The sequence below is a fragment of the Lysinibacillus sp. OL1 genome (assembly GCF_004332175.1).
In the GTDB taxonomy this organism is placed as follows: domain Bacteria; phylum Bacillota; class Bacilli; order Bacillales_A; family Planococcaceae; genus Lysinibacillus; species Lysinibacillus capsici.
This window is the reverse complement of sequence record NZ_SJDS01000019.1, coordinates 1-22,348: the sequence shown is the minus strand read 5'-3', so window position 1 is coordinate 22,348 and position 22,348 is coordinate 1. Positions and strand designations below refer to the sequence as shown.

At 35.8% G+C, this 22,348-nt stretch carries 24 protein-coding genes and 1 other annotated feature; of the genes, 11 read left to right on the top strand and 13 right to left on the bottom strand.

Annotated elements, in window-relative coordinates:
- The first annotated feature begins 307 nt into the window (after window positions 1-307).
- Window positions 308-772 (top strand): hypothetical protein, encoded by a 465-nt coding sequence (locus EW028_RS22525; RefSeq protein ID WP_227745007.1) that lies wholly within the window; start codon window positions 308-310, stop codon window positions 770-772.
- 22 nt (window positions 773-794) lie between these two features.
- On the opposite strand, the gene ytxJ is transcribed toward EW028_RS22525, so the two are convergent.
- The 6 genes from ytxJ to EW028_RS22495 all read right to left on the bottom strand — a co-directional run bounded on the left by ytxJ (window position 795) and on the right by EW028_RS22495 (window position 5,109).
- Complete coding sequence (gene ytxJ / locus EW028_RS22520; RefSeq protein ID WP_131522488.1) at window positions 795-1,139, bottom strand: bacillithiol system redox-active protein YtxJ; 345 nt, start codon at window positions 1,137-1,139, stop codon at window positions 795-797.
- Window positions 1,140-1,235: 96 nt separating this feature from the next.
- On the bottom strand, window positions 1,236-1,649 hold the full coding sequence (locus EW028_RS22515) for a VOC family protein (protein ID WP_131522487.1): 414 nt from the start codon (window positions 1,647-1,649) through the stop codon (window positions 1,236-1,238).
- A 70-nt stretch (window positions 1,650-1,719) separates the two neighbouring features.
- Window positions 1,720-2,358: a 3-oxoacid CoA-transferase subunit B gene (locus EW028_RS22510; RefSeq protein ID WP_131522486.1), complete on the bottom strand. Its 639-nt coding sequence runs from the start codon at window positions 2,356-2,358 to the stop codon at window positions 1,720-1,722.
- Window positions 2,358-3,065 (bottom strand): CoA transferase subunit A, encoded by a 708-nt coding sequence (locus tag EW028_RS22505; protein WP_131522485.1) that lies wholly within the window; start codon window positions 3,063-3,065, stop codon window positions 2,358-2,360. The genes EW028_RS22510 and EW028_RS22505 overlap by 1 nt, the downstream gene beginning before the upstream one ends.
- A gap of 83 nt (window positions 3,066-3,148) precedes the next feature.
- Complete coding sequence (locus EW028_RS22500) at window positions 3,149-4,057, bottom strand: LysR family transcriptional regulator (protein WP_131522484.1); 909 nt, start codon at window positions 4,055-4,057, stop codon at window positions 3,149-3,151.
- A gap of 413 nt (window positions 4,058-4,470) precedes the next feature.
- On the bottom strand, window positions 4,471-5,109 hold the full coding sequence (locus EW028_RS22495; RefSeq protein ID WP_131522483.1) for a LysE family translocator: 639 nt from the start codon (window positions 5,107-5,109) through the stop codon (window positions 4,471-4,473).
- 192 nt (window positions 5,110-5,301) lie between these two features.
- Here EW028_RS22495 and EW028_RS22490 point away from each other — a divergent pair, with 192 nt between their 5' ends.
- Together EW028_RS22490 and EW028_RS22485 are read left to right on the top strand one after the other, a co-directional pair.
- Window positions 5,302-5,724 (top strand): SRPBCC family protein, encoded by a 423-nt coding sequence (locus EW028_RS22490; RefSeq protein ID WP_131522482.1) that lies wholly within the window; start codon window positions 5,302-5,304, stop codon window positions 5,722-5,724.
- Complete coding sequence (locus EW028_RS22485; protein WP_131522481.1) at window positions 5,724-6,044, top strand: ArsR/SmtB family transcription factor; 321 nt, start codon at window positions 5,724-5,726, stop codon at window positions 6,042-6,044. The genes EW028_RS22490 and EW028_RS22485 overlap by 1 nt, the downstream gene beginning before the upstream one ends.
- 40 nt (window positions 6,045-6,084) lie before the next feature.
- On the opposite strand, the gene EW028_RS22480 is transcribed toward EW028_RS22485, so the two are convergent.
- From EW028_RS22480 to EW028_RS22470, 3 genes are all read right to left on the bottom strand, one after another.
- Window positions 6,085-6,864 (bottom strand): YqhG family protein, encoded by a 780-nt coding sequence (locus tag EW028_RS22480; RefSeq protein WP_131522480.1) that lies wholly within the window; start codon window positions 6,862-6,864, stop codon window positions 6,085-6,087.
- 17 nt (window positions 6,865-6,881) lie between these two features.
- The gene (locus tag EW028_RS22475) at window positions 6,882-8,396 is read right to left on the bottom strand and encodes a DEAD/DEAH box helicase (protein ID WP_048393198.1); all 1,515 of its coding nucleotides are present in this window, start codon (window positions 8,394-8,396) and stop codon (window positions 6,882-6,884) included.
- Between the two features lie 434 nt (window positions 8,397-8,830).
- Window positions 8,831-9,880, bottom strand: a complete 1,050-nt coding sequence (locus tag EW028_RS22470) for an NAD(P)/FAD-dependent oxidoreductase (RefSeq protein ID WP_131522479.1) — start codon at window positions 9,878-9,880, stop codon at window positions 8,831-8,833.
- Window positions 9,881-10,175: 295 nt separating this feature from the next.
- On the opposite strand from EW028_RS22470, the gene EW028_RS22465 reads away from it, so the two are divergent.
- The 4 genes from EW028_RS22465 to EW028_RS22450 all read left to right on the top strand — a co-directional run bounded on the left by EW028_RS22465 (window position 10,176) and on the right by EW028_RS22450 (window position 13,421).
- Complete coding sequence (locus EW028_RS22465; RefSeq protein WP_131522478.1) at window positions 10,176-10,754, top strand: dienelactone hydrolase family protein; 579 nt, start codon at window positions 10,176-10,178, stop codon at window positions 10,752-10,754.
- Between the two features lie 11 nt (window positions 10,755-10,765).
- Window positions 10,766-11,722, top strand: a complete 957-nt coding sequence (locus EW028_RS22460; RefSeq protein ID WP_131522477.1) for a LytTR family transcriptional regulator DNA-binding domain-containing protein — start codon at window positions 10,766-10,768, stop codon at window positions 11,720-11,722.
- A gap of 146 nt (window positions 11,723-11,868) precedes the next feature.
- Entirely contained in the window at window positions 11,869-12,717 is an 849-nt protein-coding gene (locus EW028_RS22455; RefSeq protein WP_131522476.1) for an ABC transporter ATP-binding protein, read from the top strand.
- Window positions 12,714-13,421: an ABC transporter permease gene (locus EW028_RS22450; RefSeq protein WP_131522475.1), complete on the top strand. Its 708-nt coding sequence runs from the start codon at window positions 12,714-12,716 to the stop codon at window positions 13,419-13,421. The genes EW028_RS22455 and EW028_RS22450 overlap by 4 nt, the downstream gene beginning before the upstream one ends.
- Here the strand turns inward: EW028_RS22450 and ldmS are convergent.
- A complete protein-coding gene (gene ldmS / locus EW028_RS22445; RefSeq protein ID WP_131522474.1) occupies window positions 13,418-14,590 on the bottom strand; it encodes an L-aspartate--L-methionine ligase LdmS in 1,173 nt (390 codons plus the stop codon). The genes EW028_RS22450 and ldmS overlap by 4 nt on opposite strands.
- Before the next feature lie 118 nt (window positions 14,591-14,708).
- The gene (locus EW028_RS22440; RefSeq protein ID WP_131522473.1) at window positions 14,709-15,293 is read right to left on the bottom strand and encodes a GNAT family N-acetyltransferase; all 585 of its coding nucleotides are present in this window, start codon (window positions 15,291-15,293) and stop codon (window positions 14,709-14,711) included.
- A 100-nt stretch (window positions 15,294-15,393) separates the two neighbouring features.
- Here EW028_RS22440 and pdxR point away from each other — a divergent pair, with 100 nt between their 5' ends.
- Window positions 15,394-16,755, top strand: a complete 1,362-nt coding sequence (gene pdxR, locus EW028_RS22435; RefSeq protein ID WP_131522472.1) for a MocR-like pyridoxine biosynthesis transcription factor PdxR — start codon at window positions 15,394-15,396, stop codon at window positions 16,753-16,755.
- 105 nt (window positions 16,756-16,860) lie between these two features.
- The gene (locus EW028_RS22430) at window positions 16,861-17,667 is read left to right on the top strand and encodes an EcsC family protein (RefSeq protein ID WP_131522471.1); all 807 of its coding nucleotides are present in this window, start codon (window positions 16,861-16,863) and stop codon (window positions 17,665-17,667) included.
- Between the two features lie 48 nt (window positions 17,668-17,715).
- Here EW028_RS22430 and EW028_RS22425 read toward each other — a convergent pair whose 3' ends face one another.
- Window positions 17,716-18,684 carry a quinone oxidoreductase family protein gene (locus EW028_RS22425; protein WP_131522470.1) on the bottom strand — a complete coding sequence of 323 codons (969 nt, stop codon included), beginning with the start codon at window positions 18,682-18,684 and terminating at the stop codon, window positions 17,716-17,718.
- Window positions 18,685-18,748: 64 nt separating this feature from the next.
- Here EW028_RS22425 and EW028_RS22420 point away from each other — a divergent pair, with 64 nt between their 5' ends.
- On the top strand, window positions 18,749-19,372 hold the full coding sequence (locus EW028_RS22420; protein ID WP_131522469.1) for a hypothetical protein: 624 nt from the start codon (window positions 18,749-18,751) through the stop codon (window positions 19,370-19,372).
- A 52-nt stretch (window positions 19,373-19,424) separates the two neighbouring features.
- Window positions 19,425-19,689: a binding site (T-box leader), on the top strand.
- Window positions 19,690-19,755: 66 nt separating this feature from the next.
- Entirely contained in the window at window positions 19,756-21,000 is a 1,245-nt protein-coding gene (locus tag EW028_RS22415) for an MFS transporter (protein ID WP_131522468.1), read from the top strand.
- Between the two features lie 80 nt (window positions 21,001-21,080).
- Here the strand turns inward: EW028_RS22415 and EW028_RS22410 are convergent, their stop codons facing one another.
- Window positions 21,081-21,809 carry an IclR family transcriptional regulator gene (locus EW028_RS22410; RefSeq protein ID WP_131522467.1) on the bottom strand — a complete coding sequence of 243 codons (729 nt, stop codon included), beginning with the start codon at window positions 21,807-21,809 and terminating at the stop codon, window positions 21,081-21,083.
- Window positions 21,810-22,348: the final 539 nt, after the last annotated feature.

Below are 22,348 nucleotides of genomic sequence, written 5' to 3'. Positions count from 1 at the left end.
AATACTTTTTAAAAAGCTTTTATTAACAGCATTTATTGCTATTATTTATAAATAATTTTCGTGTAACAACTCATTTGAGGAGTGGTGGTTTAAAACTTTCTATAATAACTACGGCATACGCGGCTTTTTATACATGATTGATACAGCACCTTAGCTATTTAGGTTAAGGTGCTTTTTATATTCAACTTATTCTCCTCTTCTCCTTATTCAATCACTTCCTAACCATTCATTAAAAGTAAGGACAACCTTCTTGTATTTTGTATAATTCCCTCCCATTTTGCACATAGATGGAGTAACAAGGGAGGTTATGACATTGAAGAAATTAATTTATCTATTGGTTTTTACTTCACTACTATTAGTAGCTTGTGGAAAGAACGCCGAGCCAAAGGAAGTAGCAGTCGATCAAAATACGAATGTTGAAGATATTGTAGGCGCGATTGTGAAAAATGAATTCTCTGTGGATGAATCAAAAGACGGTGTTGTCACAATTTCCATTCAAGATACAGATGTAACAGAAGGATCGAAAAGCCAGATGCTAAAGGATTCTACTAAAATTTTCGCTGATTTGTCCAAATTAAAAAATGTGAAGACACCAGCTATTACTTGGTATGCTCCTCTCACTGAACCTGATGGGGACAAAACAATGACCGAGGTTTTGAATATTTATTTTAGTGAAGAGGATTTTCACAAAATAGACTGGGCCAATTATCTACAGGTCGATATCGAGTCTAGCGCTACAAATTATCATGAAGATGAGGCTTTAGAAGATTAATCACATAAAGATACCCCACAGCCTATTGTGGCGTATCTTTTTTTACATATTGTTCTATAGCGTTTTCTAAAAGAGCGTGCTTTATTTTGTAGTGAGTTGCTTGCCAAATTCCTTTCCCACCCTGCAGGATTATTAGTTGAGGAGATTCGTGTTTCACTTGAAGATCACAGGCAATAGCATTTGAAATTACCCGATCCATTTGTACAATGACAAGATATTTAGGCAATTCCGTTTGTAATTCTTTATATTCCTTTAATGCTGAAATACTACTTATACATGTCATGCTAATTTTTAACACAAGACAAGGTTTGAACTTCGATTGCTCTAAAACCTCGCACCATTTGTTTAATGTCTTTATTCGTTGCATTTAGTAACCCCCTAAACAGATTATATACTACAAGGGGTATTTTAGGTTACAAAAAAACACGAGACTACTTACGTGCTCGTGCTTAAAATTTTCTATTTAAATGCCTTCCGTATTCATGAATACTAGACGCCAGCCATCAGGGTCTGCAATGGTTACCCCTTTCTCAGCCCAATATGGATTTTCAGGCTCAACTTCGGGATATCCCATGAGCGCAAGACGTTCGGCAATATGACGAATCGTATCTCTGTTTGGGATATAAAGTACGAGAAGATTGTCCTTACTTGGTGCTGGACAAGGGCTACCGTCACTATGCTCAGTAAATTCTAAGTGATAACCTACATCTGGAAGACCAATCATTAAACCATTGTAGCCACGATGTTCTGTAAACGAACCAATTTTCTTTAATCCGACACCTTCACAGTAAAATCGTTCTACTTCCTTTAGCTGATCGGTTGGTCTTGCCACACGCACCTGTGCGACTGCTAATTCATTTGTCCATTGCTGTTCCATTGTTATGAAATCCCCTTTTAGACTATTGTAAAATGAGACCATAACGCTGGAAACAGTCCTAGGTCTGAAGTTATTGTATAAGAGCAACGCTAAAAGAAGCAGCTGTTTTCTCTTTTACTTCCTCTAAAGAAACACCATCTGCTAATTCTATTAGTTGCATACCATCTTTTGTAAAATCAAATACAGCCAAATCTGTAATTAATCGATGTACGACACCTTTACCCGTTAGTGGCAGTTCACATTGTTTTTTAATTTTAGATTCACCATTTTTATTCACATGCTCCATGACGACAATCACTCTCTTTGCACCAACGACGAGGTCCATTGCGCCACCCATGCCCTTTACCATTTTCCCCGGAATCATCCAGTTAGCAAGGTCTCCTGTTTCAGATACCTCCATCCCTCCTAAGATGGCAAGGTCAATATGTCCACCTCGAATCATCGCAAATGATTCTGCACTGTCAAAGAAGGATGCCCCCGGAACTGCCGTAACTGTTTCTTTACCTGCATTGATTAAATCCGGATCTACTGCATCTTCTACTGGATAAGGACCAATACCGAGAAGTCCGTTTTCGGATTGTAAGAGTACGTCATAATCGATTGGGATTGCGTTCGCAACAAGTGTTGGAATACCTATGCCTAAATTGACATTCATACCGTTGGCTATTTCTTTTACTGCTCGGTTAACAATTTTTTGTCTTGTATCCATTATGCTTCCCCCTTCTTCACCGTTAAACGCTCAATACGCTTCTCATAATTTTCACCTAATACTACACGTTGTACAAAAACCCCTGGTGTATGAATATGATCAGGATCTAGCTCACCTACTTCTACAATTTCCTCCACTTCAGCTATTGTAATTTTCCCTGACATAGCAGCTAATGGATTAAAATTGCGTGATGTTTTTCTGTAAACTAAATTTCCTAGCTTATCGGCTTTCCATGCTTTGACCAGCGCAAAGTCAGCAACAATACCTTCTTCCAAAATATATTCTTTGCCATCAAAAACCTTCACTTCTTTTCCTTCAGCAATTGGCGTTCCAACCCCTGTAGCTGTGTAAAAACCAGGAATACCCGCTCCACCTGCACGCAAACGTTCTGCAAGAGTTCCTTGCGGTGTCAACTCTACTTCTAGCTCACCACTTAAAAATTGTTGTTCAAAAATCTTATTTTCTCCTACATATGAAGCAACCATTTTTTTTATTTGCTTGTTTGCTAATAGTAAACCCAATCCCCAGTCATCTACACCACAGTTATTACTGACAACCGTTAAATCCTTTGTTCCCTTTTGCACTAATGCTGCGATTGATTTTTCGGGTATACCACATAGCCCAAAGCCACCTACAGCTAATGTATCTCCATCCTTAATATCCGCAATCACCTCTTCAAACGAACTCCATACCTTCCCATTACCCATCTCGAAACCTCCCTGAATTGCTCGTTTATTAAGAAAAATTCTACATCATTGCTATTTTACAAGTAAAGGAATTAATTAGAATACTATTTATTCCTATATGGAATAAATCTATTTTCCCCATTCTTACCTATCATTTCAAGTAACTGTTTTAATGCATAAGATTGGTAGGCATTTTTCTTCGTAATAATCCCTAAACGCCACGGCATTTCAAAATCATCTAATGGAATTATTTTCACATTGGTATTTGTTTGCTTAGCTGCAATGGAATGGGGTAACAATGTAACCCCTAAATTGGAGGATACTAACTCTACAATCAAGTCCCACTGTGAACTTTTATAGCCGATTGTAGGTGTAAAACCAACACTTTCACAGGATTTAATTATATAGTCGTGAAGCGTGAACTCCTCTGCAAAGATAATGAACGTTTCATTTTCTAAATCTTTTAAAGCTATGGATTCCTGGTGTGCATAGGGGTGAGATTCATTCATAAAGACATAAAACTGGTCTTCTATAAAGGGTTGAACAGCAAACTTCCTTTCGTCTACTGGTAATACAACGATGCCCATATCAACATCACCATTTTCAACTAGCATTTCTACCATTTTTGCACCACGTTCGATAAGCGCTAAATGCACTTCAGGATATAGTTGATGAAATCTCCTAGCGATTTCAGGGAAAAATAAAGTTCCAATTAAAGGTGGAATCCCTAATTTGATAGCACCTGTCTTAATATTTAATAAATCGTCTAGCAAAATATGTAGTTCTTGGACAGCCTGCATTATTTTTTGTCCTTGATGATAAACAATACTACCTGCATCAGTAAGTTCTACATTACGCGTTGATCTGTTCAACAATTCAACTTGTAATGATGCTTCTAATTTTTTGATACTTTTGCTTAATGAAGGCTGAGATACAAAGGAATCATGTGCAGCCTTAGTAAAACTCCTATGCTCAACAACAGCCATAAAGGCTTTTAAATCTCTTAATTCCATCACTATCTTCTCCATTTATTCGTATTTGTTATAAAAGCATCTTCAATTACTGCCCTTTAGCAATAAATTCTCCATCCTTTCTTTTTAATCCTTTGCAATGTGTTGAACTATAAATTTTAGATATTTTCACCCCTGCCATTATACGTGTCTTTTCGACTTTTGGAGAGTTTTTTAAGAGTGATATGACCTACAATCATTTATAAATATTGTCATAATTTATCAAAGATTGGAGATGTAACAGATGTTGAAGCAATTGCTTGAAAATCGAATAGTTAATAGGCATTATTTAGGTCTTACATTAAGCAACATGTTTATGAATTAAAGAACTGTGAGGAATGACTCTATCTTAATAAGTGCCAACAAAAAATACACCACCCTATAGTAAAAAATAATCTAATAAGGTGGTGTATTTTTTAGTGTGCTTTTTCTAATGCTAATTTAATACCAAATGCAATTAATATTGCACCTGTTAATCCTTCAATTACTGCCTTAGTTGATGGCTTTTTCATAAATGCACTAATTCGATCTAAAAGGTACACGTAGAAGATAAACCATAGCATTGTTAATGCTGTGTAAATTAGACCCATTATTAAAAAAGGAAAAAATGTTCCACTATTTCCATCTACAAATTGAGGGAGAAATGTTAGGAAAAATACGGCGACCTTTGGATTTGTCACATTTGTGAGAAACCCTTGTTTAAAGCAAGATTGGTGAGAATATTTGTGTTCTATACTTCCTTCATCGTCTACAACTGGAGATTGTGTTCGAATTGTTCGAAGTGTCCACAAGGTCTTGATTCCTAAATAACATAAATAAACCGCACCAACATATTTTAAAACAGCAAATATATAGGCAGATTTTACAATAATCGCCGAAAGTCCTATAACAGCCGCACAAGTATGAATTAATAAACCGCAACAAGAACCTATGATTGTTTGTAAACCACCCTTTCTACTTACAGTCAGTGTGTTTTTTGTTGCAATCGCTGTATCAGGGCCAGGTAAAATAATAAGTAAAATGCACATAACTAAGAATACAGATATATTGACCATATTACGCCCACCCTTTCTGTCAGAAAATTATAAAAGTAATTGTAACATACGCCAAGACCAACAGAAAGATACAAAATTTTTCCGTTGACATATAACCGTAGGGTGTTATATATTCATAACACCTTATGGTTATATTTTATACAGATTCCTCTGCTAGTGGACTTAATAACGTTGAAAAAGGAGTAATAGAACATGACTGAAAAATTACAGGATATTGTCAAAACAATTACATTAAATGCCCCTATCGAAAAAGTTTGGGAGACTGTGGCAACAGCTGACAAAATAGCTTCTTGGTTTATGCCAAATGATTTTCAACCTATCGAAGGATACGAATTCACTATTCAATCACCGTTCGGCCCATCACCCTGTAAAGTAGAACGTGTAGATGCACCGCACTTTCTACGATTTGCTTGGGATCAAGATGGCTGGTTCGTAACTTTTGAGTTAAAAGAAGTAGGCGAGCATACTGAATTTACTTTAACACATGGTGGCTGGAAGGAAGCTTCACATATTATTCCGAAAGCAAACACTGCTACTGAAGCCGTACGTACTAATATGGATAACGGATGGACAATGATTATTAATCATAAATTAAAAGAGGCTGCTGAATTCTAATGACTGAAGCAGCCGTAAAGTATGATATTTTTCAAGCAATCGCTGATCCCACAAGAAGAAGTGTTTTACAGCTCCTTGCAGCAAGCGACAGACCTATTTCCAATATTACTGAGCATTTTACGATTAGTCGAACGGCTGTCGTAAAGCATTTAAAAATATTGGAACAGGCGGAGCTAATCTCTGCTCAAAAAAAAGGTCGTGAAAAAATCTATACCTTGCATAGTGAGCGTTTAAAGGAGATTGAAGATTGGCTCCAATACTTTCATTTATTTTGGGATAATAAATTGGCTCAGCTTCAAAGCATGGTTGAAGATCATTAAAGCAGAAAAAGAGCTGTCTTTTTGTCAGACAGCTCCTCATTTAAAAGAGATAAAATAATCCCCCATTAATGACTTCTATTTTAATTTTTGCTTCATATTGCTCCTCTAATGCTTTTCTTTCAATTTCATAACACTCTGGTTTATCATCTATATCCTCATAAAAATAATCTAATACACGTTGATCACGTTGCCATCGTTTTTGTGCTTCCGTTGCCCAGGAATGGTCATCCTGCTCAATAATTGACTCAATTGTAGCTTTCAATCTTTCCAGTGCTCTGGCAGGCTTAATAATATATTGCACATGAAATACATTTTCTTCAGGTTCTATGTTAAAGTCCGAAGAACAAATCCTTTCATGAAAACCCTCCTTGATGACGCCCGTCAATAAATTAATGCCAAATGAGTAAAGCATTTCTTTTGTACGATCACAGCAATACGAAACTTTAAAGTTAACACCTAACCAGGGCGTTAAAATAACCTGCCCCATCTCACGATCCACTTTTTCAAACAACTGAACATAAGCTCCTAGTTCCCTTGTAGCTAAAAATATCTGATTTAAACGTGGAGAGCCGTAATGAATAGCTTCTCCAAATAAATTACCAGCCATTGCTGTTTGATTTGTAATAAAGGTTACTTGCGCTGGGTTTGGTTCACTATTCGTTGCTTCAACATATTGCCAATAAAATGGCCTATTCATAATTCTTTTATCGATGTCTATCGTTAATTGAACGGTTAGATAATGATTCTCTTCTCCTATAATTGCACAGTTATTCTCCATAAAAAATTCCTTTAAATAGTGGTGAACTTGCTGTGGATACATAGCTGCACCTCCCTACCTTATACAGATTCTTTAAAGTTTGTTAATATGGCATCTAAATCGCCAACCACCTTCTCAAACACATCAATTTTTGTATGAAGCAATTCCAAGATTTTCTCTTCAATTGTATGTTCAATGGCGAGATTATAAATATGGACATCATGCTCCTGCCCCAAACGATGGACACGACCAATACGTTGCTCTAGCTTCATTGGATTCCAAGGTAGATCATAGTTGATCACATGATGACAAAATTGAAGGTTTATCCCCTCTCCTCCTGCCTCAGTAGCGATGAGCACCTGGGCTCTTTCTTTAAATAGGTGCTTCATATAATCTCGTTTACTTTTATTAAATTTACCATTAAACAACACACTTGATATGCCATTAGAATGTAAGTACCATTGCAAATAAATTTGCGTAGCACGATATTCTGTAAAAATAATAACCTTGTCATTTGCTTGTTTAACAATTTCCAATGTCTTTTCCGCCTTTGAATTCACTTCCAAGGTCATTAATTTAGTAATAATCGCTTCAATTTCTTGTGGTTGTACATGATCATCTAGCATATTCGTTAATGTTAATGCCGTAGCTTCCTTGCTACTACACATTTCTTTTTGCAAGGTAATTAATGAAAATGACCCTGTGTTTTGAAGGTTGCCAAGCATTTCGTAAACTTCTCTTTCTTCGTCCGTAAATGTAATCGGTACAATTTGAACACGACGATTTGTCCAATCAATCCCCGTATCTTCCCTACGATTTCTTACCATTACCTGATTAACCAACTCTTTTAAATAATCATCATGTTCTAAATCATGCTTGCTAGCAGAGAAAGCCGATTGGAAGGCATCATAGTTACCAAGATGCCCAGGCTTTAATAAGGAGATTAAATAATACAATTCAAAGATATCATTTTGAATAGGTGTGGCAGTTAATAATAAGCAGAATTTTTTCTTTAAGCCTTGTACAAACTCGTAAATTTGTGTTTTATTATTTTTTAATTTATGTGCCTCATCAATAATTATCATGTCATAATCCTGCTCATAAATGCGCTCTCTATGTGGACTCTTTTTTGCCGTATCCATACTCATAATGAGGACATCATAGCGCTCTATCGGGCAATTTTTTTTATATGCGACGGCAGGAATATGAAATTTTATATTTAACTCTTCAATCCACTGATTAATTAAAGAAGCAGGTGCTAAAATTAAAGCTCTTTTCACAAGCCCTCGAATAAGGTATTCCTTTAAGATTAAGCCCGCTTCAATTGTTTTACCTAGCCCCACCTCATCAGCTAAAATAGCTTTCCCATTCATACGTTCAATCACTGTTTCGGCTGCTTCTAACTGGTGTTTCAAAGGTTGTAAATTAGGTAAATACTTTGTAGCCTGCAATCCTGTAAAATCAGGAATTAGTTTCATTTTCACAATATCATAGTTCATCTTGTACAATGTCCAGCTATCCCATTTTTCAAGATGATTTAATCGATCGATAAAGCCCTCTTCCCACTCGGACGACCTTTCTATTTTCATGATCATCACCCCATGTCATTTTTTCTAGTTTAGGGTGTCCCAAAAAGGAAAAGCTATGTTCTTTCTAGATGAAAAACACCTAATGAAAGTTATTTTTTCATTAGGTATTTGTTAATTCATCTATTTACGGAATTGTCTTGGAGATTTTTCAGCAAATTCTTTAATGATAAATGAAAGTTTGTCAGGTACATTTTAGATTTTTAAATACAACACATCCGCGAGATAAGTATTTGTCGAACACTCATTTTTTTCTCAAATAGATAGGTTCTTTATTAAAATGTTTCGCGATATCCATGACAATCATATTCTTTGTATAGTTTTCTTAAATATACTCTATAATCAGCGTTATATTGATAGTCCACCAGAAGTATTTCCTCTAAAATATACATCAAGACAAAAAGAAAGGAACACCAACGATATATTAGTGCTCCTAAAGTCGATTATTTTAAACTTTCCTGTAATAGCTTACGATTACGATGTTTGAAAATGTCATTATGTGAGGAAACAATACCTCCCTCAGAAGCATCAGGTTGAATATACTTCTTCGCACTATTCACTGCATGAAGTGCATCATGAAAGGCTGCTGCAATTAAATGAATTTTACCATCATGGCTCAAAATATCACCCGCAGCATAAAGGCCTGGGATCGATGATTCACTATTAATCGTACCAGCGATAAAATAATCATTTTTGCGCTCAATGGCTAATGGACTATTATCTAACAATTCTTTATCACGCACATACCCATGACTAATAACAACTTCATCAATAGGAATTTCTGTTACAGTCCCAGTTTCATGATTTGTTAAAGCAATAGCTTTAATCATTCCTGCTTGATCGTCTGCAATCAGCCTAGTAATTTCAGAATTGAAATGGCATTCGATCGAACTATTTGCAAGCTCTGTAATTTGAGCCTCATGTGCAGACAATGTATCTTTTCGATAAGTTAAATAGACCTTGGATGCTACCTCCGTTAATTCTAATGCCCAGTCTACCGCTGTGTTACCACCACCAGAAATAATAACTGCCTTATCTTTAAATTTTTCATAGGATTTAATTGTGTAATTTAAATTAGATACTTCAAAGCGTTCAGCCCCCTCAATTTCAATTTTTTGAGGATTTAGGATGCCACCACCAATAGCAACGATAACTGTTTTGGAATAATGAATGTTCCCTGACTCTGCTGCGATGACAAATATACCATCTTCATTTTTAGCAATGGTCAGCACTTTTTCATTTGTATAAATAGAAGGATTAAAGGTTAAGGCTTGCTCAACTAATTGTTTAATAAGTAGCCCCCCTGATATAGGCGTTACACCTCCCACATCCCAAATCATTTTCTCTGGATAAACATGAATTTTACCGCCTAGCTGTGGTTGTGATTCAATTAGCTTGGTTTTCATTTCACGTAAACCACAATAAAAGCTTGAATATAAACCCGCTGGCCCACCACCAATAATGGTTACATCATACAATTCTTGTTCTAACAATTCCTAACACACCTTTCATTTGGTCATTACTATCTCAACAATTGGACTAGCTCAACTGCATACAGCTCAATCGTAAATGTCTAAATGTAAATATTGCTTTGGAAAATCCTCCTTAATCCCATTATACGATAATGATAATCATTATCAAATAAAATTATAACAAATCATGATATTAAATTTATGTATTTGTCCATAAAAATTTTCATCATTATGCTTTTGCACTATTCATTCTAAAAGCAGATTATACGTTTTACTTACTTTTTGATACACTATTGGAAAAAAGATCGAGGGCACAATGAAAAGAAAAATTTTTATATTACATGAAATCTATGGAGTTAATCCTTTTATTGAAGAACAAATACAAATATACAGTGATGAGGACACTGCCGTTTCCCTTATTTCACTTTATCCAAAAGGGCTTTCATTTCCATATGACCAGGAAAAACAAGCCTATGACTTTTTCTTACAGACAGTTGGCTTTGATGCTCCTCTTGAGTTGCTTTCACCAAAAATATTGGAGGCTTGTGATAACTACAACGAGGTAATATTAATTGGATATAGTGTAGGTGCAACTTTAGCCTGGAGATTAACTACACTCCCCCTACACCGTGTCATTTGTGTATATGGCTCACGGATCCGCCAATACCTTGATAACATTCCATCTTGTCCAACTTTGGTTGTCTTACCTAGCCATGAAGATAGCTTTGATATTCAATCATTGAAGGATACTCTTGTAAGCATACCGAATGTTCAAATCAAACAATTTCAAGGCTTACATGGCTTTATGGATGCCTCTAACTCAAACTACTGTCAGTTGAGCCACTCGCAAGCACTCAACGATATTCAATACTTTTTACAAGCTAGCAAGCTATAGGAGGAATAAACATGGAACAAAATATTGATATTCAGGTTGATCCATATATTGAAGCAGGTAATGTTATTTATCCAAGCTTCCATCTTTCTCTACAACCTGGCACGATTATAGGCATCTATACAGATGTTTCCAAAATACATACATTAATGCAATGGTTTATGAAACGAGATGATACGTGTACTTCTTTTCGTGAAAGCTCGTTATATGAGCGACTCACAGCGCGCGAGTATATCCAGTTCATTTTAAAGCTTTTTAACCGCCCAACTAATGAAACAGAGAACATATTGAAGCTTTTTAAACTTACTGAACAAAAAAACAATAGAATTAGTAAGCTTTCTAATAGTGAAAAACAGCGATTAAAACTATTGAATATGTACCTACATCCGGCATCTATTCAAATTTTAGAAGAACCGTTTCAAAATATAGATGAATTTTCAAAGCAAACTATCCAACAGTTACTAAAAAATCTCGCAAAAGAGCATAAAATTATCATTTTGTTATCAAATAATCTAGAAGACTTAATGGTTGCAAGTACAACTATACATCGATTAGATGGGGCAGACTTACATCCTTTAGACGTAAAAGAGGGTAGCCTTGAGCAAGCTCCAAAGCCTCTTGAAGATGCACCCATTCGACTAGATAAAATCCCAACAAAGAAAAATGAAAAGATTATTTTATTTAATCCACCCGAAATTGATTATATTGAAAGTGTTGAAGGAGAAGTATCTATTTATGTAGCAGGTGAAGCTTATCCATGTACTCTATCGCTAAATGAGTTAGAGCAAAAATTGACACCATTCGGCTTTTTTAGAAGCCATCGTTCTTATATTGTGAACCTACAAAAGGTTCGAGAGATTATTACTTGGACACGCAATAGCTATAGCTTAGCACTCAACAGTACAGAAAAGACAGTTGTTCCACTGTCGAAAAATAAATTGGCAACTTTAAAGGAAATACTCGGAATTTAGTAGATTTCCCAGGAAATAATCGACTCCTGTCACCTTCAATAATGTTCTTCCCATGCTTTTTTTTCTGCCATTCACCCCATTTTTACTGTACCCCTTTTACTTGTTGTTTATAGTGTAGACATCAACAACAAACAGGAGGTTTATACATGAATGCAGTGATTGAAGTACAAAACTTGAAAAAAACATTTAATAATGAAACAGCATTACAGGATGTTTCCTTTACCATTAAAAAAGGGGAAATATTCGGCTTTCTTGGCCCAAGTGGTTCTGGTAAAACTACTACAATTAAAATATTAACAGCACAAACAGATAAATCGGCTGGTAATGTTCTATTATTTGGGCAGCATGCATCTGAAATGAAGCAAAGTCAAAATCGTAAACGTTTTGGTATTTTAACAGATAATAGTGGCTTGTATACGAGACTATCAATTGAAGAAAATTTAATACTTTATAGTAATTTATATCAGCTATCTCAATCTGCTGTAAAAGAAGCTTTGGACTTTGTCAATTTATATGCTGAACGTAAAAAGAAGATCAGTCAGCTTTCCAAAGGAATGATTCAACGTGTTACACTTGCACGTGCCATTATGCACAAGCCCGAATTGTTATTTTTAGATGAGCCTACTTCTGCTTTGGACCCAGTAAATACACAGCATATATATAACGGCTTACGAAGATTAAATGACTTGGGTACAACGATATTTTTAACTACGCATGATATGAGCGAAGCAGAGATACTTTGTGACCGTGTAGCATTCCTTCATAGGGGAAAAATCCGAGCAATCGGCGCTCCAAAAGATCTAAAAAAAGAATTTGGCTCTGACACTATTACAGTAGAGCTTAAAAATGGTGAACAGGATATTATAGAAAATGGTTCTCAAGATGCAGAGAAGTTATTTCAATGGATGCAATCCGATCAAGTTACACGTATCTATACAAACGAGCCAACACTAGGTGATATTTTTATGCAAATAACAGGGAGTGATTTAATATGAACATTTCAATGGCACGTATTCAAGCTATATTGATGAAGGATTATAAGGAATTCTCACGTAACTATGCCGTATCATCTATGGTATTACTACCACTTATAATGGCGTTTTTATATAATCAATTAGGTGCAAATACTATTAGCATGTATTTTCTACCAATTAACATGACATTTTCCATAGTGACTACTTACGTACAATGTAGTTTAATTGCAGAAGAAAAAGAAAAAAACACGCTTCGCAGTCTTATGCTCTCCCCTGCCACACTTGGAGATATTTTAATTGGTAAAAGCCTGTTTGTTCTAATTATTACAATTGTATCTGTAACAATGGCTATTTTTCTAGTTGGCTACGAACCTGCAAACCTTTTTATCTTAGCAATTGCATTATTGCTTTCTGCTGTGTTTTATATTGCTCTAGGTACAATATGTGGTTTATTTGCTAAATCTATTATGGAAGCATCTATTATTGTGTTGCCTGTAATGGTTATCTTCTCATTTGGTCCTCTGGCCTTAGCTCTATCTTCGGCCTACCCAATCTTAAAATTAGCTGAATGGCTACCAAGCTCACAGTTATTACTTTTAGCAGAGGCGTTAGAAGGTAAGTATTCTATGGCAGATGTTCTCATTCCTATGATTACGATAATTGTATGGTCTCTTCTTTCTTGGATTTTCGCAGCAATTATCTATAAAAAAAGAATGGTCGATTAAAGACCATTCTTTTCTTCAGGTAATAATTCCTTCTCCCGTTTTTCAATTTCATCTAGCGTATCTGCATACCATACACCGACAAATCTTGAAGGGACGGACTCCTCGAAATAATCACCATCATAGAAAGATAAAGGAAATAACATACCTTTTTCTATATATTTCTTAATTGTTTGATAGAAGTGATCATTCTGTTGTGGGCTTTGTGATGAATAGGAGCTAAATTTATTGATGGGCTTTCCTAAAGCATCATGAAACATCAGCATTGAGGTTGAACCATTTTGGCGGAAATTTAAGTCTATTGCTTGAACATCACCAGCTTCCGTGACAATTAAATCAAAGCCTGCCACACCTACAAAGCCTTCCTCAACGCCACGTTCCATAATATGCTTTCCTACTTCAATTACTTTTTCGGGTACTTTATCTACAATGATATTCCCTTCGTAAATGCCGTTATCATCCGTAATTTGCTGGGAAGCTCCCAAGTATTGAATACCTAGCTCCTCTGAGTAAACAAATTGACAGCTATAGTTGTCCTTTGTCTGTAAAAGCTCCTCAATAATTATACTTTCAGTTCCCGTCATGCGAAATTGTCGTAAACCTTCCGTCAATTCATCTTTATTATGACAAATGGTAACGCCATATCCTCCCGAGGTTGGCGAATCATCACCAGGCTTTAATACTACAGGAGGCTGCCAATTTTTAATGGCATCTGAAAGTCTATACGTCTCCACATTAAGACGACTTGGCACATATTTACTATCGATTAAATGATCAATATAAGCTTTTGTATTCAACTCATTAAATTTCTCAGCATCCATCCAATAACATTGACGATCCATATGCTCCAGGTCATGTATATATTGGCATACAATGGTCTTCCCTTCCTTACACCAAGTTTGGATCTGTGAAAGATATTCCTCTTGAGTCTCATAACTATAAGGCTGTTCGACCCATGGTAATCCTGCTAATTGATGAAGCTCTTGCGCCTTTTCTGTTTGTGTTGCTCGATGTACTAGCACGGGAATATCAGCAATAGCAACTTCTCTTGAGGTTAAAGCATCTAGCTTATGAGGATCATCCATCATCCACGGATTATCACTATACGGTGTTCTTGGTGTATACACAGCATTATCACCATAAATTTGTCTTAACGTGTATTTAGGTTTCAAGTAGATTACCCTCTTTCAATTTTTCAGTACTCTACTCTACCCTCCCCTTTATTTTTTGACACTTTTTATAAGAAAAAAGGGTTTTATGGATTATTCAAATTCCTTTTTATACCTATGGCTATTCTAATGGAACTAATAGCTTTTCTAAATGCTCTTTCACCTGTGGCCATTCTTCTATTGTGATGCTATACATAACGGTATGCCTAGTCGTCCCATCCTTACGAATCATATGGTTACGCAATATTCCCTCTTTTGTAGCACCGATCCGCTCAATTGCCTTTTGAGAACGGATATTATCATGATCCGTTTTTATTTGTACACGTTGTAATTGAAGATGCTCAAATGAGTATCGTAATAGCAAATACTTACAATTAGTATTAATAGCTGTACGCCAGTATGTGGGTGTTAGCCAAGTATAGCCAATTTCTAATCGCTTATGCTTGTCATCAATATCCATAAAACGTGTAGACCCGATAATGTCCCCTGATTGTATATCCACAATCACAAATGGAAATTCTGTTTTTTCGTTTTTTGCCTTTAAGGCGTTTTCCACAAATTTATTCACATCCTCCTTTTTTTCTATCGTTATGGACATATGTGACCAAATTTCTGGATAACTTCCTGTCTCTAAAATCCCTGGTAAATCGCTTAATTCTAAAGGCTTTAGTTTAACTACTTTATTTTCTAATGTTATAAACTCCATTACACTTCACTCCTTTTTTACTTATTTAACGGTAAAATTGATATGATATATATAACCAATTACTAAAAAATCAACCATACCAGAGAAGGGAGGCAATTTTGTGGAGCTCTCCATTATATTTACAGGCAATCAAGCAAAATACATTCAGATCTATGAAGAAATAAAGCGTGCTATTATCACTAAAAAATTACTTGCTCATGAACAACTGCCTTCTAAGCGAGCTCTCGCCCTAACATTGAATGTGAGTGTGCACACCATAAAGGAAGCCTATGAGCAGTTACTTGCAGAAGGCTATATTTATAGTAAAGAGCGTTCTGGTTATTTTATTGCGCCCTTTGAATTGGATTGGCTACAGCAAGTACCCCGGCATGTATCTGTTCCAAGTATCAATATCCCTAACAATATTCAATTTGATTTTACAAATGGACATGTGGACAACGAGGCTTTTCCCTATACTGCTTGGCACAAGCTTATTAAAAAGCATTTTAATAGTAACAACTTATCAACAAGCCCTTGGGAGGGAGAGACAACTTTACGCACAGAGATTGCCCGCTATGTAGAGCGTTCTCGTGGGGTTAGCTGTGAGGCTTCACAGGTATTTATTTATAGTGGTACACAAAGCCAGCTTCAGGCTCTTTGTCATTTTCTTGGGTCTGCGACACGCGTTGGGTTAGAGGAGCCAGGATTTAAAAGAGTGTGTGCCGTTTTACAGCAATGTGGATTGTCCACAAAGGCGATTCCTGTGGACTATTCAGGGATTACACTCCCTTCAACACCAGTTCACATGTTATACACAACACCTGCTCATCAATTTCCATTAGGCATGATTATGACCATAGAAAGAAGAGTAGCATTGTTACAATGGGCTAACTCGAACGCGGCTCTTATTATTGAAGATGATTATGATTCTGAATTTCGTTATAAGGGGCTACCAATCCCTTCTTTAGCAAAAATGGATCAGCTTGAGCGTGTCATTTATTTCGGAACATTTTCGAAAACATTGCTTCCATCATTACGCATTAGTTATATGATCCTTCCAAAGTCTCTAGTTATGCCGTTTATGACTTTTCATTCTGAGCAAAAATCGGTTGTCTCCAAAGTAGACCAGCTTGTCTTAGCAGACTTTCTTGCACAAGGTCTATTCGATAAGCATTTGGCAAAAATGCGAACAATCTATCGTAAAAAGCAGCAAGCATTATTGACTGCCATCTCTACACATTTTTCTAATGAATTTCAAGTAATCGGTGAAAAATCCGGGCTTCATATAGTCATCAAGCTACCACAACATCTCTCCGAGAGTAGAGCGATCCATCTTGCTCAAGAGGTAGGGGTTCAAGTCTATCCATGCTCTACCTCCTATCAGAATGGAACAAATGAAGCAATGATCATTATTGGGTATGGTGGATTGACGCTTCAGCAAATAAAGGAAGGAATTGCACTTCTTGCGTCCGTTTGGCAATAGCATGTGATTCATTAGTTTGTCGAAATCTCATTTAAATAAAGCGAAACTTTATATATTTTTTTTCGTATTTAAAGTTAAATGGACACATAAGGGGATAAGACAATAATGGAGAATCGAGAGTTATTAGAGCAGCATTTACAAGAAATTCAAGTGTGGGAAAAAGATCAAAAAGATTTATGGTTTTGGGAGAAATTAGGAAGAATACCATTTAAATTATTAGATAAAATGACACCTACCTTTCTTCAAAATAAAATTGCTTTATTGGTAGATGAACTAGGCAATTATATTCAGTCAGGTGGAAAGTATTTAATCAATGAACAAGCCATGATACAAAAAATTCGTGACCTTTCTTCCACACAGCATATTATAACTATAGCTGATATTGGTCAGATTCCTTTAGAGGACATGATCTCCCTCAGTGACAAATTACAAAATGAACGTGTGAAATTTGCTACTGTACAAGGAGCCTCTACTGGCTTTGGTGGCATCTTTACTTTAGCCATTGATATTCCTATGATTTTAGGGACTGCACTAAAAACTTTGCAAGAAATAGCAATTATACATGGCTATGATCCGAACGATAAAATGGAACGTATTTTTATTGTGAAATGTTTACAATTTACCTCTGCTGATATTGTTGGTAAAGAAGCAATCTTACAGGAGCTTTCTACTATGAATAGCTCAAAAAAGGCTTCAGATAACATGATTTCTCAGCTTCAAGGATGGCAGGAAGTATTTTACACATATCGTGATCAGCTAGGCTGGAAAAAGCTGTTTCAAATGATCCCTATTGCAGGGATGGTTTTTGGAGCCTATGCTAATAAAGGCATGATTCAGGATGTAGCCGAAACTGGTATTATGCTTTATCGTAAAAGACGTATTTATGAAAAACTTACTGAACTAGATGGTTGATGGACAAAAGATGACACCCATATTTGGAGTGTCATCTTTTTTGTGCTTTTATATTTTAATTAGTATTTTTCCTTGATGCTGACGACTTTCCATAAATTCATGAGCCTCTTTCATTTCCTCTAGTGGGAATATTTTAGCAATTGGCACCTGAAAACTGTCTTCGTTTACTAAAGAGAAAATATCCTGTGCCACCTGTTGTAACAGTTCTGGCTTCAAAGCTCTTGTCGTACCTAAGCTAAATCCTTTTATATTGCGGCAGCTACTGTGTAAATCTGCTGTTTTTATATTTCCTGCTCTGCCTCCACTATTCCCGAATTGGACAAGAGTGCCGTAAGGGGCTAAACAAGTTAAACTCTCCTCGGTGATAGCTCCTGCAATAGAATCGTATACAATATCAACACCCCGACCCTTTGTAAGTTCATTGACATTTGTACTAAATTGATCATATGTAAGTACATGATCCGCACCAAGCTGATAAACGATTGGGGCTTTTTCTAAATTACTTACCGTACCTATAATCTGCTTAGCTCCGAGCCTTTTTACCATTTGGACAAGCATTGTCCCTACCCCACCAGAAGCAGCATGAATTAAGACAGCATCCTGCTGACCAATGGCCGCTATTTGATGTGTTAACATATACGATAAAAATAAAACTGTCGGTACAGCTGCTACCTTCTCTATTGATACACCCCTAGGAATTTTAAAAACTAGTTGTTCCTTTGCTACAACAAATTCTGCATAAGCACCGTTTTTCGGGAATGCGATAACTTGGTCACCCTTTTGAAAACCACTGTTATCATTAAAAACTTCTTCAATCACCCCTGCAACATCTAAACCAAGAACCATCGGAAAATTTGCTTTAGCTTTATTACCTGTACGGTTTTTAATATCTGCGAAGTTCACGCTTGTATAGGTTGTCCGTATTAAGACTTCACCCTCAGAAATAGTCGGTTTTGGACAATCAATAGATGTTAAAACATTAGGTGCTCCAAACTCATTGATAATAATAGCCTTCATAAATTTCTCCCCCTTTGTTATAGTACAATTATAAACTATTATTACTATAAATGGAGGAATCTTCATGAAAATCAAACCTAAGCATTCCATGTACAATGGTATATCCTATAACTTTTTTGACAGAAAAAGCGATAAAATATGTTTTATGCTCTCTGGTACGGGATATACCTATGATAAACCTGTACTTTATTATTCTACGGCATTAATGCTAGAACTTGGCTATGATGTCGTCCAAATCAATTATACATTTGAGCAACAGCAATTCGAACAGGACTCCCAAGCCATATCAAAAATGGTCTATCGTGTTGCCAACCCTATAGTAGAAAATAGCTTGCAATCAAAGCCTTATCGAGAAGTCGTTTATCTAGGAAAATCTTTAGGTACTATGCCGATTGTCGATTATTATATGCAGCAGACTCCTTCTATTCCTGCTCGTTATGTACTTTTCACCCCATTACTTTCTCTTCAACATACAATGACAAATCTATTAGACAAACATGCATTTTTGGCAATTGGTACAGCGGACCCTCACTATTCACAGGAAAAGCTAGCGCAACTTGCTACCCTTCAGCTTGCAGTTTTGGAGGACCTTAATCATTCACTTGAAATTCCTTTGAATGCTGTTTTATCCATACAGCTTTGCCAGTCGCTTATAACACAATTAAAAAGCTTTCTACAAAATAATTAGTTATTTTTTTATAGTACTATTTACCAAAATGATGTACATATGCTACACTAGCGAAAATACATTGAAGAGAAGAGTAAATAATGAAGTTCTTCCCAGAGAGCTCGGATTGCTGAAAACGAGTAAGAACGAATTATTGAAACAAGCCTCGGAGTAGCGCATTGGATTTTGTTTGAATGATGGTGCGACGGGAACTCCCGTTATAGAGTTACAGTATAAGCATAGGCTCTATGCCGTACTGAAAAGGCTATTATGGTGACATAATAGTAAACTAGGGTGGCACCACGTGAGTATATAAATTCTACAACCTCGTCCCTAAGACTAATCGTCTTGGGGGTGGGGTTTTTTATTTTGCAAATCGTCACTTTGCTTAAGGAGGAATTTATATGAGAAAAGCTTTGGAAAGTTGGCGCTATCCTGCCATCCTATTATGTAGTATTGGTGTTTCCAGTGTTGGCGAATGGATTTATTTTATCGCCTTAAATTTAATTGTGTTAAACCTCACAGAATCTGCTCTGGCTGTCTCTGGATTGTATATTGTAAGAGCGATCTCTTCCTTGTTCACTAATTTTTGGTCAGGCAGCCTAATCGATCGTTTTAATAAGAAAAAGCTAATGATTATTCTAAATATGTTTCAATCTATACTCATTGTCATACTCCCCTGCTTTTCAAGCCTCTTGTGGATGTATGTCCTTGTTTTTCTCATTACAGTAGCTAGCTCTATGTATCAGCCGACATCTATGACTTATATCACTAAGTTAATTCCTATCGAACAAAGGAAACGTTTTAATGCATTACGCAGTTTACTCGACTCTGGTGCATTTCTAACTGGGCCAGCAATCGCAGGTTTCTTGTTCACAGTCGGAACACCCTATATGGCCATATATTTAAACGCGATTGCTTTATTTCTATCAGCCTGTATAACGTTCAAAATGCCGAATATTGAAGCGCTTGAAAAATTTATTAATCACACAGAAAAAACATCTCTTTATCGCGTATTGCTTCAGGATTGGCAAATGGTCATACGCTTTAGCTTAAAAAATTCCTATGTGATGGTAGTCTATTTGTTGTTTAGTGCTATCATCATCTTGATGACAGCTACTGATTCTTTGGAGGCTGCCTTTGCAACACAAATATTAGCTTTATCCGAAGGAGAATATGGTATTTTAGTCAGTATCGCAGGGGTAGGTGTTTTAATTGGCTCGCTAACCAACTCTGTTATTGTTGAAAAAATACCAACTTCTTGGTTAATAGGTATGGGGTCTCTCGTAACAGCATTGGGCTATTTAATATTTACATCATCCTTTTCCTTTCTTATAGCCGCTTTAGGTTGCTTTGTATTATCCTTTGCTACTGCCTTTGCGAATACAGGATTTTATACATTTTATCAAAATAATATTCCTTCTGAGAGCATGGGTAGAATAGGAAGTATTTATGGATTCTTTGAAGCTCTTTTTATTATTATTTTTACTGCTATTTTTGGGATTTTTGCTGAATGGATAACCATCCGCTCAGTTGTCGTTAGCGCATCCTTTATGATGGCATTTGTAGCTGTCATTCTACTATGGCTAAATATAAAACCTTCGAAAAGCCACTATTATAAAAGGTTGATAAGTAGCAAGCAACAGTAATCTCACTTTTCATATAAAAATTAACCATCTAATGTCTACTAATTACTGACATCAGATGGTTTTTATCGTAATAAGCAATCTTATATATACCCTAATTCAAAAGATAGCTGCTGTGCAGTTTTAATAACTTCCTGTGTTATACTTTCTAATTTTCCAGCATCTGTATCATATTCAAAGCACTCTGCACTAATGGCTGCAATTATTTGTTTATTTGAATCAAATATAGGTGCTGCTATGGATACTGTCCCCTTTGTTTTTTCTCCAACGCTTATGGCAAAGCCTTTTTCTCTTACATCATTGAGGCTCTCTATCAACTTTTCTTTCTCAGGCTCCTCAAGTTGTTGGAAAAATTGTTGCTGTACATCGCTTTTAGAAAACGCAAGTAATACTTTATTTGGAGCTCCTATAGGATATGGAATTTTTTCACCAATCATATCAATAATACGGACATTTTTAGGACTATCAATTCGATCAATAATAATGGATGCAAACTGTTTAGCAATACTTAAGTAGATTGTTTCGCGCACATTATATGCAAGGTTTTCTAATAGAGGATGTGCTTTTTCTCTAATATCCGTCTCATGATACATTTTCATTCCAAGTTGGAGCCATGTATACCCTAATCGAAATTCTTTTTTATTCTCATTTCTCTCTACTAAATCAAAACTTTCTAATGTATATAATAATCTGTAAATTGTGCTAGTAGGCAAGTCTGTTTCATTAAAAATTTCTTGCACAGTAAAAAAACGCTTCGGATGCTTCGCCAGTATATTTATAACTAACATAGCTCTTTCGATTGATTGAATCATTACAATTACTCCCTTTCATTTCCCCATATGATCACTATCTTAAGGTTTTTATAGATCCATTTAGCTTTAACTAGGATCATTATGAAATTAAAATTCATGCAAATTATCAAATTTTTATGTACCTTCAATTTTTTACATGTAGCCCTGCTTTTAAATGTAGTTTCATTTTATTTTAACTAATTTTTATGCATATAAATAGATGCTACATGAAATATATACATAGTTCCACTCAATTAGCGCAGAAAATTACGAGTATTCATAAAAATTCAAATTGACAATTTGTTGTTTTGCATTTACGATGAATTTATATTCCACTATGTAGATTTAATTTCACATAGTGGAATATAAATGATAGTAAAAAATGCATTTCTATTCTAATTATCTATTTGTATCATCTTGAAAATAAAATACTTTACTATAAAAGGAGCAAAAATTATGAATACTTTTATGTGGGATACACCCGAAAAACTACGTGCCCTATTATGTGAGCTTGTGAGCTGGGAAAGCCGAACATTAACGGAGGGCGAAAATAAATTTGC